The sequence below is a fragment of the Ramlibacter sp. JJN2-2R genome (assembly GCF_057747835.1).
Genome location: NZ_CM173226.1, coordinates 3,837,137 through 3,850,068, shown reverse-complemented (window position 1 = coordinate 3,850,068; position 12,932 = coordinate 3,837,137). Strand labels below are relative to the sequence as shown.

At 71.6% G+C, this 12,932-nt stretch carries 15 protein-coding genes; 11 read left to right on the top strand and 4 right to left on the bottom strand.

What is annotated here, in order from left to right; translation table 11 throughout:
- Positions 1–9 precede the first annotated feature (9 nt).
- Positions 10–1,236, top strand: coding sequence for a four-carbon acid sugar kinase family protein (locus AC3ANR_RS18720; RefSeq protein WP_488289614.1), 1,227 nt, complete (start codon positions 10–12; stop codon positions 1,234–1,236).
- Positions 1,237–1,249: 13 nt separating this feature from the next.
- Positions 1,250–2,251 (top strand): 4-hydroxythreonine-4-phosphate dehydrogenase PdxA, encoded by a 1,002-nt coding sequence (pdxA, locus tag AC3ANR_RS18715; RefSeq protein ID WP_488289613.1) that lies wholly within the window; start codon positions 1,250–1,252, stop codon positions 2,249–2,251.
- 31 nt (positions 2,252–2,282) lie between these two features.
- On the opposite strand, the gene AC3ANR_RS18710 is transcribed toward pdxA, so the two are convergent.
- From AC3ANR_RS18710 to AC3ANR_RS18700, 3 genes are read right to left on the bottom strand one after another with little or no spacing between them, the layout of a single operon-like run.
- Complete coding sequence (locus AC3ANR_RS18710; protein ID WP_488291845.1) at positions 2,283–2,576, bottom strand: AzlD domain-containing protein; 294 nt, start codon at positions 2,574–2,576, stop codon at positions 2,283–2,285.
- Between the two features lie 32 nt (positions 2,577–2,608).
- The gene (locus tag AC3ANR_RS18705; RefSeq protein ID WP_488289612.1) at positions 2,609–3,361 is read right to left on the bottom strand and encodes an AzlC family ABC transporter permease; all 753 of its coding nucleotides are present in this window, start codon (positions 3,359–3,361) and stop codon (positions 2,609–2,611) included.
- 5 nt (positions 3,362–3,366) lie between these two features.
- Positions 3,367–3,546, bottom strand: coding sequence for a hypothetical protein (locus AC3ANR_RS18700; protein ID WP_488289611.1), 180 nt, complete (start codon positions 3,544–3,546; stop codon positions 3,367–3,369).
- Positions 3,547–3,755: 209 nt separating this feature from the next.
- Between AC3ANR_RS18700 and AC3ANR_RS18695 the strand changes: the two genes are divergently transcribed.
- From AC3ANR_RS18695 to AC3ANR_RS18680, 4 genes are all read left to right on the top strand, one after another.
- Positions 3,756–4,100: a hypothetical protein gene (locus AC3ANR_RS18695; RefSeq protein WP_488289610.1), complete on the top strand. Its 345-nt coding sequence runs from the start codon at positions 3,756–3,758 to the stop codon at positions 4,098–4,100.
- Positions 4,101–4,165: 65 nt separating this feature from the next.
- Positions 4,166–4,918 (top strand): pseudouridine synthase, encoded by a 753-nt coding sequence (locus AC3ANR_RS18690; RefSeq protein ID WP_488289609.1) that lies wholly within the window; start codon positions 4,166–4,168, stop codon positions 4,916–4,918.
- Between the two features lie 88 nt (positions 4,919–5,006).
- Positions 5,007–5,168, top strand: coding sequence for a hypothetical protein (locus AC3ANR_RS18685; RefSeq protein WP_488289608.1), 162 nt, complete (start codon positions 5,007–5,009; stop codon positions 5,166–5,168).
- 4 nt (positions 5,169–5,172) lie between these two features.
- On the top strand, positions 5,173–5,433 hold the full coding sequence (locus AC3ANR_RS18680) for a hypothetical protein (protein WP_488289607.1): 261 nt from the start codon (positions 5,173–5,175) through the stop codon (positions 5,431–5,433).
- 294 nt (positions 5,434–5,727) lie between these two features.
- Here AC3ANR_RS18680 and AC3ANR_RS18675 read toward each other — a convergent pair whose 3' ends face one another.
- Positions 5,728–6,480 carry an IclR family transcriptional regulator gene (locus AC3ANR_RS18675; RefSeq protein WP_488289606.1) on the bottom strand — a complete coding sequence of 251 codons (753 nt, stop codon included), beginning with the start codon at positions 6,478–6,480 and terminating at the stop codon, positions 5,728–5,730.
- Between the two features lie 89 nt (positions 6,481–6,569).
- Here AC3ANR_RS18675 and AC3ANR_RS18670 point away from each other — a divergent pair, with 89 nt between their 5' ends.
- The 5 genes from AC3ANR_RS18670 to AC3ANR_RS18650 are packed head-to-tail and all read left to right on the top strand — an operon-like array spanning position 6,570 to position 12,803.
- Positions 6,570–7,364, top strand: a complete 795-nt coding sequence (locus tag AC3ANR_RS18670; RefSeq protein ID WP_488289605.1) for an enoyl-CoA hydratase — start codon at positions 6,570–6,572, stop codon at positions 7,362–7,364.
- Positions 7,361–9,460 (top strand): acetate--CoA ligase family protein, encoded by a 2,100-nt coding sequence (locus tag AC3ANR_RS18665; protein ID WP_488289604.1) that lies wholly within the window; start codon positions 7,361–7,363, stop codon positions 9,458–9,460. Before AC3ANR_RS18670 ends, AC3ANR_RS18665 begins: the two co-directional genes overlap by 4 nt.
- 27 nt (positions 9,461–9,487) lie before the next feature.
- On the top strand, positions 9,488–10,465 hold the full coding sequence (locus AC3ANR_RS18660; RefSeq protein WP_488289603.1) for a Bug family tripartite tricarboxylate transporter substrate binding protein: 978 nt from the start codon (positions 9,488–9,490) through the stop codon (positions 10,463–10,465).
- A 4-nt stretch (positions 10,466–10,469) separates the two neighbouring features.
- On the top strand, positions 10,470–11,630 hold the full coding sequence (locus AC3ANR_RS18655) for an acyl-CoA dehydrogenase family protein (protein WP_488289602.1): 1,161 nt from the start codon (positions 10,470–10,472) through the stop codon (positions 11,628–11,630).
- Positions 11,631–11,633: 3 nt separating this feature from the next.
- Positions 11,634–12,803, top strand: a complete 1,170-nt coding sequence (locus tag AC3ANR_RS18650) for an acyl-CoA dehydrogenase family protein (protein ID WP_488289601.1) — start codon at positions 11,634–11,636, stop codon at positions 12,801–12,803.
- Positions 12,804–12,932: the final 129 nt, after the last annotated feature.

Below are 12,932 nucleotides of genomic sequence, written 5' to 3'. Positions count from 1 at the left end.
CACCCCTCGATGAGCATCCTGATCATTGCCGATGACCTCTCCGGCGCCGCGGACTGCGCCATCCCGTTCGCGCGAGGCGCGCACCGAACTGTCGTCGCCGTGCAGCCGCTGGGCCCGGAGGCCGATCCGGGGAACCTCACGCTGGCCGTGGACGCCGACACCCGCCGCCTGAGCGGCGACGAGGCCGCACAGCGAACGCGCGCCGTCTACGCCGCGCGCAGGCGGCCGGGCCAACGTCTGTACAAGAAGATCGACTCCACGCTGCGTGGCAATTGGGCGGCCGAAGTCGCGGCCTTGCGGCCGCTCGCGGGGATGGCGATCGTGGCCCCGGCCCACCCTGCCTTGGGCCGGACCGTGCGTGGCGGGAACGTCTACGTCGGCGGTCGCGCATTGGTCGACACCGAACTGTGGAAGCTGGAACACGAACATCGGCCCGCATCGATCGACGCCCAGCTGCACGAGGCTGGGCTGCAGACCGCGGCGCTCGATGCCGATTCGCTGCGCGACGACCCGGAAGAACTCTCGGCGCGGATCGTCGCCTTTGCAGCCCGCGGTCTCGACGCGCTGATCGTCGACGCCTGCACCGAGCACGCATTGCGCACGGTGGCCGTTGCGACCGCGACCAGCCCGGCGGATTTCTTCTGGGTGGGATCCGGCGGACTGGCGCGGGAGATCGCAGCGCTCCAGCCGTCGCGGTCGGTGCCCGGCGAGGCGCACCTTGCGCCATCGCCCGGGCCCGCGCTGATCCTGGTGGGCAGCCTGTCGGCGGTGACCGATCGCCAGTGCGCCGTGCTGCGGGAGTCCGGTTCCGTGGGGCAGCTGGTGGCGCCGCCCGCCGTCCTGAGGCAAGGGCCGGCGCACGCAGAATGGCAATCCCTCCACGCGCGCATCGGCGAAACACTGGCCGCCGGCGACGACCTCCTGTTGCGCATCGGGCGCGAGCAGGCGCTGGATCCCTCGGAGGGCGCGCTCCTGGCAGCGGCGCTGGCCAGGCTGGTCGGGCCCCATCACGCGAAACCTGGCGCCATCATCGCCACGGGCGGCGAGACGGCCCGCGCGATGCTGGTGGAGGCACGGATCGACAGCCTGGAGCTGGTGGCCGAGCTGCAGACCGGCGTGGCCGCGGGCATTCCGTGCGACGGACGCGCGCATCGCCCCTATATAGTCACCAAGGCAGGCGCATTCGGGGACGACCAGGCGCTGTACGCGGCCTGGTCCCGCCTGCGTCCTGCTTGACCACGGACGTTGAATGAGCAATTACCTTCCTGTTGTCGGCATCACGATGGGCGATGCCACGGGCGTCGGCCCCGAGGTCGTCGTCAAGACCCTGTCGCGCCGGTCCCTGTTCGCGCAGTGCCGTCCGCTCGTGATCGGAGACACGAAGCGGCTCGAGCTGGCCAACCGCATCGTGAAGGGGGACGTGGCGATCTGCAGCATCGCCAGCGCCTCGCAGGCCCGCTACGAGCCCGGCACCATCGACTGCATCGACCTGGGGCTGATCCCCGACGACCTGCCCTTCGGCCAGATCTCGCCGATCGCCGGCGATGCGGCATTCCAGTACATCAAGCGCGCCGCGGCCCTGGCGCAGGCGGGCGAGATCGACGCGATCTGCACGGCGCCGCTGAACAAGGAAGCGCTGCATGCCGGGGGCCACAAGTACCCTGGGCACACGGAAATGCTGGCCCAGCTGACCGGCGTCGAGGAAGTCTCGATGATGCTGGTCGCGCCGAAGCTGCGCGTCATCCATGTCACGACGCACATCGGGATCATCGACGCGATCCGCAAGATCGAGCCCGGGCTGGTCCAGCGGACCATCGAACGCGGCCACGCCACCCTGGTCAAGGCGGGGATCGCCAGGCCGCGGATCGGGGTGTGCGGCATCAACCCGCATGCGGGCGAGAACGGGTTGTTCGGCTATGGGGAGGAGGAGGAAAAGATCATCCCCGCCGTCAAGCTCCTCCAGGCCCGTGGGCTGGACGTCACGGGCCCTCTGCCCGCCGACACGCTGTTCTTTCGCGCCGGACGGGGCGACTTCGACCTCGTGGTCGCGATGTACCACGACCAGGGCCATGGGCCGGTCAAGGTGCTCGGACTCGAAGCGGGCGTGAATGTCACCGTGGGCCTGGACGTCATCCGCACTTCGGTCGATCACGGCACCGCTTTCGACATCGCGGGCAAGGGCATCGTCGACGACGGCAGCATGGTCGAGGCCATGCGCCAGGCCATCGAACTGGCGACGCGCCAGCGTTGACTTTCAAGAGCTGGCTTCGGGCGAACGCCTCCTACCAGCCCAGCCCGAACCGCAAGGCCAGCATGACGCCGGTGCCGCAGACGATCGTGCCGAACAGGCTGCGCCGCCACGCATAGAACGCCAGGCCCGCCAGGGCGCCGAAGATGCGCGCGTCGCGCCAGGTGTCGATCAGGTGGCCCTGGGTCAGGACCAGTTCCGGCGCGACGACCGCGGCGAGCGCGGCGGTCGGTGCATAGCGAAGGCCCTCGCGCAGCCACTGCGGCATCGGCAGGTCGTCCTTGGGCAACAGGAAGGACGAGCGGCACAGCAGCGTGACGACCGCCATGCCGAGCGCGGTGAAGAAGATCTCGAGCGCGCTCACGACTTCGCGCCCGCACGGGCGGACCGCGCATGGTCGGCGAGCACCCCCACGGCCACTGCAGCCGCGATCGCGACCACGATGTTCAGCTTCAGGGGAAGGGCGTAGGCCGCGACCGCAGCGCTGGCAGCCACCACGGCGGCCACCCAGGTGGACGGGCTGCGCACCTGCGTGCACGTGAGCGCCAGCAGTGCCATCGTTCCCGCGAAGCCCAGGCCCCACGAAGGCGGGATGCCGTGTCCCGCGACGATGCCGGTGATGATCGCCAGCTGCCACACGCCGAAGGTCACCAGCGCGCTGCCCAGGAAGTAGTCCTCGTGCCTGCAGCCCGGCACGGGCTCGGGAAAGCGGCGGATGAACAGCGCAAAGTTGGTGTCGCCCATCAGGTAGCTGAGGGCGATGCGGTGTCCGCGCGGCAGGTGGGCGAAGTAGGGGCGGTAGTGGAAGCTGAACGCCATGAAACGCAAGCTGACGCACAGCGTGGTGGCCCAGACCACCCACATCGGCGCATCCGCGGCGATCAGCGGCAAGGCCGCGATCTGCGCGGAGCCGGCGTACACGAGCACGGACATGAAGATGGCCAGCGGGATGCCCATGCCGCTTTTCGCCATCGCCACCCCGGCGACGACGCCCCATGCGGCAATGCCGATCGCCATCGGCACGGCATCGCCGGCTCCTTCGCGGACCATCGGCCGGCGGGCGATGGCCAGCGCCTGCGCGCGGCACGATGCGAGACGGGAACTGAAAGACACCTGCGTCATTTTCCCCGGCTGCGCTCCCGCGCGCGCCGCACCTGCCGGCTCTCGCCGGCACGCGCCGCCTGCGCCGCGCGGTCGCGCCGGCGGGCCCGCCACGTCCGGCCCGCGATGCGCGCGACGAGGAAGGTGAGGGCGAAACTGACGAGGATGACGAGGAAGCTGCCGGTGTCGGAGGGCATGAGGCGTGAAGAAACCCGAGTGCGTGGGCATCGATTCTCGCTCGCGACGCCCCGCAGCCACGCCTGACGGGGCAAACGCCTCGCCTCCGCACCGCTCCCCTTGCACTCGGTGCGGCTCAGCCACAGAATGGCTCGCAGGGAGCAAGCAGTCATCGCGAACGGAGCCGGTGCGCACAGATGCCGGCCGGTCCGCTCTGGAGCCGCCGTCCATGTTCAAGTGGTTCAAGTGGTTCAAGTGGTTCAAGCGCCGCGGCGCCAGGCCGGCCCGGCCGCAGGACACCGCCCCGCTGCCGCTGCGGTCACCCGCACCGCGCCTGGCGCAGTCCCGGTCTTCCTCCGCCCGGCGTCCGGCCGACCCGGCCGCGTTGCCCGAGGTCGTGGCCGAAGGCAACACGCAGGCCGACTGGAGCGCCTGGGAGGACTCCATGACCGCGCTGGACAGCCAGATGCAGGAGCTGGCGCCCTCGACCCGCGTGCGCGTGCGGGACACGCGGCCCAGCCAGCTCGATGACATCGACCCGTTCGCCACGGTGGGCAAGAAGCGCGATTTCTGAACCTCGGCCGCCGATGGGACGCATCCGCCCCAGGCGCCCCCATTTCCGCGCGTAAGCTGCGGCCGATGCCGCTTTCCCTTCCGGCTGCGCCGCCCGACCCGCTGCGCATCGTCCATCTCGACGACGACCTGGTGGCCGTGGACAAGCCGCCCGGCCTGCTGGTGCACCCGAGCGCGCTCGATGCGCACGAGGAGCGCAGCGCCCTGCAACTGCTGCAGGACCAGCGGGGCGAGCGGCTCTTTCCGCTGCACCGGCTGGACAAGGCCACCAGCGGCGTGCTGCTGTTCGCGCGCTCGGCGCCGGCGGCCCGCCGGTGGGGCGCGTCGTTCGAGGCCGGCACGGTCGGCAAGCGCTACCTCGCGCTGGTGCGCGGCTGGCCGCCGGCGGCGGGCGAGGTCGACCACCCGCTCGCGCGCGACCCCGAGCTGCCCTCGGCCGGGCAGCCGCGCGTGCCCGCCGTCACGCGCTTTCGACGGCTGGCGTGCTTCGACTGGCCCTTCAGCGTCGACGGCCGTCACCCGAGCAGCCGTTACGCGCTGGTGGACGTCGAGCCGCTCACGGGCCGGCGCCACCAGATCCGCCGCCACTTCAAGCACATCGCGCATCCGCTGGTGGGCGACACCACGCACGGCAAGGGCGCGCACAACCGCGCCGTGGCCGCGTGGCTGGGCACGTCGCGGCTGTGGCTGCATGCGGTGAGCGTCGAGCTGCCGGGCGGCCCGCGCATCGAGGCGGCCTGCGGCCCGGAGTGGGCGCGGCTGCTCGACGCCGCGCAGGCAAGCTCCGCGGAAATTGGCGCGGATCGCCGGGCCGGCTGACGCCGCGCACGCACTGGAGCGCGCCGACTACAGCGGGGCGCTCTCCTTTCCTACCTCGCGCTGCCGTGGGAAAAATGAACATGCACCCATGCAGCAGCCCTCGTTCGAAGACAGTGAGTTCGGTGACCCGGAGTGGGCGCAGGTCCCCGGCCAGGCAGGCCGCGTCGCCTCGGCGATTCGTTGGCGCACGGCAGCGATCCTGGCTGCCGCCATCGCCGGTGCCCTGGCACTCACCCATGTCGTGGGGTGACCAGATGGACATCGGAAAAAGCGTGGCTTGGCTGGCGTTCCTGGCGGTGCTAGCGGCCTTGCCGATGCGCGAGGCCCGGCAGTCGGAGTCCGCGGCACTGACGCTCGCGCAGCCGGCAGCAGCCGCCGTGCGAACCCATGGCGCTTCTCGCGCATGCCAGCCGCATGTGGCCAGCGATCGCGCCGACTCGGCCGATTCGCTGTCCCCGGCCGGCAAGCCGGTCATGGACGCCTGCGCCGAGGTCGCGGAAGGCCTGGGCGGCTGAGAGCGGCCTTCACGACCGCGGTTTCTCCTGGCCCGGCGGGCAGTGCGCGCGCCGGCGCTCCACCTGCCGCAGGCGCGCCAGCGCCGAAGCGGCTCCCTGCCCGGAGGTGCGCTCCCACTGCGCTTCGTCCTTGGGCGGCTGGACCGGCGGCACGGGCGGTTGGCTCGGCCTCGTCTGGGTTGTGTCCTGCTGGTTCATTGGTGGGCAGCTTCGCCGCGCCGCAGCAGCGGGGACATCCGAACCCTTCCACACCGCATGTAGGTGCGCGGGCCGCCTGGCGTGGGAAGGAATCGCTCACGCGGTGCGCGGCTCGCGCAGCGTGGCCAGGAGCAGCTCGCCCAGCTCGGCCCGGCGCGCCGGGGTCATGCGCGGCTTGATGGCGGCGATCGAGATGGCGGCGAACGGCGCATCGGGAATGACCGCCCCGACGCCGGCCACCCCCTGGGTCACCGTGTCGGTCATCTCGGCGAAGCCCAGGCGCCGCGTCCTGGCAATCACCTTCTCGAACCGGCTCGGCGTCAGGCCGGCCGTGTCGAAGGCCTTCGCGTGCTGCGCGTGGATGCGGGCCACGTCCTCGTCCGGCGCCGCCGCCAGCAGCGCCATGCCGCCCACGCCGATGCCCAGCGGGCGCAGGTCGCCCACCCGCGTGCTGAAGATCTTGACCGGGAACGCGCCGTCCTCGCGGCGCAGGCAAACGGTGTAGTCGCCCTGGCGCAGCAGCAGGTAGACCGTGTCCTCCGACATCCGCGCCAGCCGCTGCACCACGCCTTCGTAGCGGGCCACCAGCGGCGCGCGGCTGAGCGAGGCGAAGCCCAGGCGCATCGCCTCCAGGCCGAGCCGGTAGCGGCGCGTGGCCGGGTCGCGGTCCGCGAACTGCTCCTCCACCAGGCAGGTCAGCAGCCGGTGCGCCGTCGAGCGCTCCAGCGCCGTGGCGGCCACGACCTCGCTCACGCTCATGCCTTCGTCGTGCTGGCGACCCAGCACGCGCAGCACCTGCAGGGCCCGGCGCATGTTCTGGGCCCCGGGCGTTTCGGGCGTGTTGCTCATGATATGGGATGGCATGGGAAAAATGCTTGTGATGTGAGCATACCCTCCCGAAGATGCCCTTTTCGCACCTCCAACCGAACGCCCCATCCATGAGCGAACCCCTTTTGCTGATCGAGCAGTCCGATGCCGTGCGCCGCATCTGGCTCAACCGTCCCGAGGCCCGCAACGCCCAGAGCCAACAGATGCTCGACCAGCTCGACGCGGCCTTCCGCGATGCCCAGGCCGACGCGGGCACGCGCGTCGTGGTGCTGGCGGCCAAGGGCGCGCATTTCTCGGCCGGACACGACCTGAAGCAGGCCCAGGCCGAGCGCGCCGCATTCACCGTCGAAGAGCGCTGGGCCTACGAGCAGCAGCGCTACTTCGACTACTGCATGCGCATCTGGGACTTTCCCAAGCCCACCATCGCGCAGGTGCAGGGCGCCTGCGTCGCCGCCGGCTTCATGCTGGCCAACATGTGCGACCTGATGGTCGCCGCCGAGGACGCCTTCTTCAGCGACCCGGTCACGCACACCCTGGGCGCCGCCGCCACCGAGGTGCTGATCCACCCCTGGGTGCTGGGCCTGCGCCAGGCCAAGGAACTGCTGTTCACCGGCGAGCGCCTGGGCGCCGCGCAGGCCAAGGAGTTGGGCATGGTCAACCGCGTGGTGCCCAGCGCCAGCCTGGCCGAGGACACGATGGCGCTGGCGCAGCGCATCGCCCAGGCCCCGCCGTTCGCGATGCAGGTGCTCAAGAAGTCGCTCAACCGCTCGGTCGACGTGCGCGGCATGCGCCAGGCGCTCTCCGCGCACTTCGACGTCCACCAGTTGAGTCACGTCACCGAGGAATACAAGCGGTCCAGGGACGCCGGCCTGGCCAACGCGATCCAGCGGGGCGCCAAGGCATGACGCACCGACTTGATCCGCTGCTGGCACCGCGCTCGATTGCGATGGTCGGGGCCAGCAACAACGCCGGCCGCATCGGCGGCATGCCGCTGGACCTGCTGCGCCATTTCGGCTACCAGGGCGCCGTGTACCCGATCAACCCGAAGTACGACGAGGTGTTCGGCTACCGCTGCTACCCGGACGTCGAGTCGCTGCCCGAGGCGCCCGACCTGGTGGTGCTGGCGATCGGCGCCGAGGACGTCACGCCCATGCTGGAGCGCTGCCACGCCAAGGGCATCCCGGCCGCGATCGTCTATGCGGCGGGCTTCGCCGAGGCGGGCGAGGCGGGCGCGGCGCTGCAGCGCACGCTGGAGCAGTTCGCACAGCGCAGCGGCATGGTCGTCGCCGGACCCAACTGCATGGGCTTCGCCAACCTGAACCTGCACGCCTACACGGCGTTCGCGTCCGTGTTCCGCAACGTGCCGGCGCAGGCGGAGCCGGGCCGCGCGAGCGTGATCACCCAGAGCGGCAACGTGTGCTCGGCGGTGTTCGCGCTCATGCGCCGCCTGGGCGTGCCGGTCAGCCATTTCATCAACACCGGCAACGAGGCCTGCGTCGAGTTCTCCGAGTACCTCGCCTACATGGCCCAGGACGGCCAGACCGACTGCGTGATCGGCTATGTCGAGCAGCTGCGCGACGGCGCGCGCTTCATCGACGCGGCGCTGGCCTTCGCCCGCGCCCGCAAGCCGCTGGTGATCTACAAGGCGGGCGAGACCGACAAGGGCTCGGAGGCGGTGCGCTCGCACACCTCGGCGCTGGCCGGCGACCTGGCGCTGTACAAGGCCGGCTTCGAGCAGCTGAACGTGATCCGCGGCACGGACTTCGCGCAGATGGCCGACCTGGCCTACCTGAGCGGGTTCCGCCAGCGCAGCGGCGGTGCGCGCGTGGCCATCGTCACGATGTCCGGCGCGCTCGGCGCGATCCTGGCCGACAAGATGATCGGCGCCGGCCTCGAGGTGCCCACGCTCTCCGCGCCGCTGCAGCAGGCGCTGCGCGCCGGCATCCCCGACTACGGCATGGTCTCCAACCCGGTGGACGTCACCGGCAACGTGGTCAATTCGCCGGAGTTCGTTCGCACCATCTTCGAGGCGCTGGCCAGCTCCGACGAGATCGACACGGTGATCGTCTATGCGCCCGGCTACCTGCTGGACCGCATGGCCGACGCGCTGGTCGAGGTGTGCGCGCGCCACCCGCGCCTGTTCGTCGCCATCGACACCGGCGCGGCCACCTGCCGGCAGCGGCTGGTGCAGGCGGGCGTGCCCGTGTTCGACGACATCGGCCGCGCCACGCAGGCCCTGGCGCCGTTCTGCCAGTGGCTCGCGCGCCGACCCGCCGTCGAGCGCTGGGCCGCGCTGCGCGCGGCGCAGAAGCACGGCACTGCCGCCTCGGCGTTGCCCGCGCGGCTGAACGAGCACCAGACCAAGCGCGTGCTGGCCGACTACGGCGTCCCGTCGCTGCAGGACATCGCCGCGGCCGACGCGGACGCTGCCGCGGCGGCCGCGGCCCGCATCGGCTACCCGGTGGCGCTCAAGATCCTGAGCGCCGACATCGCGCACAAGACCGAGGCCGGCGGCGTGCGGCTGGACATCCGCGACGAGGCGAGCCTGCGCGCCGCCTGCGCCGAGGTCCTCGCCGCCGCGGCCCGCTACGACCCGCAGGCCCGCATCGACGGCGTCCTGGTCCAGCCGATGGCCGCGGGCGGCATCGCCGAACTGATCGCGGGCGTCACGCACGACCCCGTGTTCGGTCCCGCCATCACGGTCGGACTGGGCGGCGTGCTCACCGAGCTGTACCGGGACGCGAGCCACCGGCTGCTGCCGGTGGACGAGGCGATGGCGGCGCAGATGCTGCGCGAGCTCAAGGCGTGGCCGCTGCTGGACGGCTTTCGCGGCCGGCCGCAGGCGGACGTCCAGGCGGCATGCCGGGCCATCGCCGCGATGTCGTCCGCGGCGCTGGCGCTCGGCCCGCGCGCGCAGGAGATCGAGATCAATCCGCTGCAGGTGCGCCGGCAAGGCGAGGGCGCCGTCGCCCTCGACGCGCTGGTGCTGCTGCAGTCCTGACCATCCAACCCGAAGGAGACAAGTCCCATGAAGCTGGCCCTCAAGCTGTCCGTCGCCCTGCTGGCCGCCGCCGCGTTCATCGCACCGAACGCCGCGTCCGCGCAGGAGGCCTATCCGAACAAGCCGATCCACATGATCCTGCCCTTCCCGCCGGGCGGGGTGACCGACCTGCTGGCGCGCGCGCTGTCCGAGAAACTGGCCGTGCGCCTGGGCCAGCCGGTTGTGGTGGAGAACAAGCCGGGCGCCGGCACCGTGCTGGCGTCCGACTACGTGGCGCGCGCCACGCCGGACGGCTACACCGTGCTGCTGGCGGCCTCGTCGCTTGGCACCGCGCCGCTGATCTACGACAAGGTCAGCTACGACGCGGTCAAGAGCTTCGCGCCGATCACGCAGGTGGCCTCGGTGGTGCACGTGCTCGAAGTCAGCCCCAAGCTGCCCGTCAAGAACGTCAAGGAACTGATCGCCTACGCCAAGGCCAATCCCGGCAAGCTCAGCTACGCATCCACCGGCACCGGGACCTCCACGCACCTGGAAGGCGAGCTGCTCAAGAGCATGGCCGGCATCGACATGGTCCACGTGCCGTACAAGGGCAGCGGCCCGGCGCTGAACGACCTGGTGGGCGGGCAGCTGGGCGTGATGATCGATGCGCTGGGCTCTTCCGGCCCGTTCATCAAGGCCGGCAAGCTGCGCGCGCTGGCGGTGACGACGGCCAAGCGGTCGCAGTCGATTCCCGAGCTGCCCACGCTGTCCGAAGCCGGCGTGACCGGCTATGAAGCCATGCCCTGGCTGGGCCTGGTGGCGCCGGCCGGCACGCCGCAGCCCGTGGTCGACCGCCTGCACAAGGAAGTCGCCAAGGTGCTGGAGGAGCCGGACATCAAGGAGCGCTTCAAGGGCTGGGGCCTGGACATCATCGGCAACACGCCGGCGGAGTTCGCCACCTTCATCAAGCGCGACATCGACCAGTGGAGCCGCGTGATCCGCGGCGCCAACATCAAGGGCGAATGACCGGATGCAGTACGGCCTGACCGACGAGCAGCAGCTGATCCGCTCCAGCGCGCTCGACTGGCTTTCGCGCAACTACGACTTCCGCCAGCGCGAGGCCGGCGTCCATCTCGATGGCGGCGCGCCCGCCGCCTGGGCCGCGTTCGCCGAGCTCGGCTGGCTCGGCCTGCCGTTGCCCGAGGACGCCGGCGGCTTCGGCGGCGGGCCCGTGGAGACCGGCCTGTTGCTGCAGGCGTTCGGCCGCCACCTGGTGGTCGAACCCTTCGCCGATGGCGCCGCGCAGGCCGCCCGGCTGCTCGCGCTGGCGGGCACGGCGGCACAGAAGCAGCGCTGGCTTCCCGGCGCCATCGACGGCAGCGCGCGGCTGGCCCTGGCGCACGCCGAGCCGGGCGACCTGCTGCCCTGGAGCGCGCGCCGGTGCACCGCGCAGCGGCAGGGCGAGCGCTGGCGGCTCGACGGCACCAAGCAACTGGTGGCCGGCGGCGCCGGGGCGCAGAGCTGGATCGTGTCGGCGCGCGATGCGGCCAGCGGCCACGAGCTGCTGTTCCTGGTCGACCCGGCGCAGGCCGGCATCGCCGTCGATGCCTACGACACGACGAATGGCGGCCGCGCCGCCGACGCGATGTTCACCGATGTCTCGCTCGCGCCGGACGACCTGCTGGGCGACGACACACGCAAGGCGGCCGCGCTGCTGCAGCAGGTGCTGGCCGAAGGCATCGTGGCGCAGTGCTGGCAGGCCACCGGCGCGATGCAGGCGGTGCTGGAGCAGACCACGCAGTACACGCAGCAGCGCCGGCAGTTCGGCCAGCCGCTGTCGCAGTTCCAGGTCGTGCAGCACCGGCTGGCCGAGATGGCCGTGCAGGCGCACGAGGCCGAAGCGGCCTGCGAGCTGGGCGCGATGCGCCTGGCGCAGGAACCCGCCTCGGGCCGCGCGGTGGCCGCGATGGTCAAGACCAAGGTGGGGCGCGCCGCGCGCTTCGTCGCCCAGGAAGCCGTGCAGCTGCACGGCGCCATGGGCGTGTGCGAGGAGCTGCCGGTGGCCGCGACGTTCCGCGCCCTGCTGGCGTTCGGCCAGCAGTGCGGCTGCGCGGCCGACCACGCGGCCGACCTGGGCGCCGCGCTGCTGGCGAGCGGCGGCTACGCGCTCAGCGCGACGCTGGAGAAGTAGCGCATGAATCTCGAACTCAGCCCGGCCGACCGGGCGTTCCGCCACGAGGTGCGCGCCTTCCTGGCGACCCACCTGACCGACGCGATGCGGCAGGGCCAGCGCGCCACCACCGCGATGTATCCGGAGCCGGAGATCTCCGGCCCCTGGCAACGCGCGCTGCAGGCCAAGGGCTGGCTGGTGCCGCTGTGGCCGAGAGAGTGGGGCGGCACCGGCTGGACCGGCTTGCAGCGCTTCATCTTCGAGACCGAATGCGCGCTGGCCGGTGCGCCGCTGGTGCACCCGATGGGCGTGCGGCTGGTCGGCCCGGTGATCCTGCGCTTCGGCACCGAGGCGCAAAAGCGCGATTACCTGCCGCGCATCCTGTCGGGGGACGACTACTGGTGCCAGGGCTTCTCGGAGCCGAACGCGGGCTCGGACCTGGCCTCGCTGTCGCTGCGCGCGACCCGCGACGGCGACGACTACGTGCTGTCCGGCACCAAGCTGTGGACCACGCACGCCCACCATGCCAACCGCATGTTCGCCCTGGTGCGCACCAGCAACGAGGGCAAGCGCCAGCAGGGCATCAGCTTCCTGCTGATCGACATGACGAGCCCGGGGCTCACGGTGCGGCCGATCGCCACCATCGGCGGCGACCACGACGTGAACGAAGTGTTCTTCGACAACGTGCGCGTGCCGCAGGCCAACCGCGTCGGCGAGGAGAACGCGGGCTGGGAATGCGCCAAGTACCTGCTGGAGTTCGAGCGCGGCGCGGGCATCTTCAGTCCGCGGCTGCGCTCGCAGTTCAAGCGGGTGGCCGAGGCCTTCGGGACGGCCTGCGTCGGCGGCGCCATCAGCGCCGAACTGCACCGCCGCTTCGGCGAGACCGCCGCCGACCTGGACACCTTCGAGTGGCTCGAGCTGCGCACCATGGCGGCGCTGCCGCCGGGCGCCAACCCCGGGCCGGTCGCGTCGATCCTGAAGCTGCGCGCCAGCCGGCTGAAGCAGGCGATCGGCGAATTGGGCGTCGACGCCATGCGCGCCGGCGCCCTGCGCTGGCGCAGCGGGGGACGCCTCGATGCCGGGCTGGCCGAGACGCTGGTGCCGGAATACTGCAACAGCCGCGCCTTCACCATCTTCGGCGGGGCGGCGGAGATCCAGCTGGGACTGATCGCCAGGACGGTGCTGAACGTCTGAGGGGACGGATTGCGTCACGCATCACGGCCGGGGATGCCGGCGCGATGCCTCATCCTGGCCGTGCCGTGCCGTGCCGTGCCGTGCCGTGCCGTGCCGTGCCGTGCCGTGCCGTGCCGTGCCGTGCCGTGC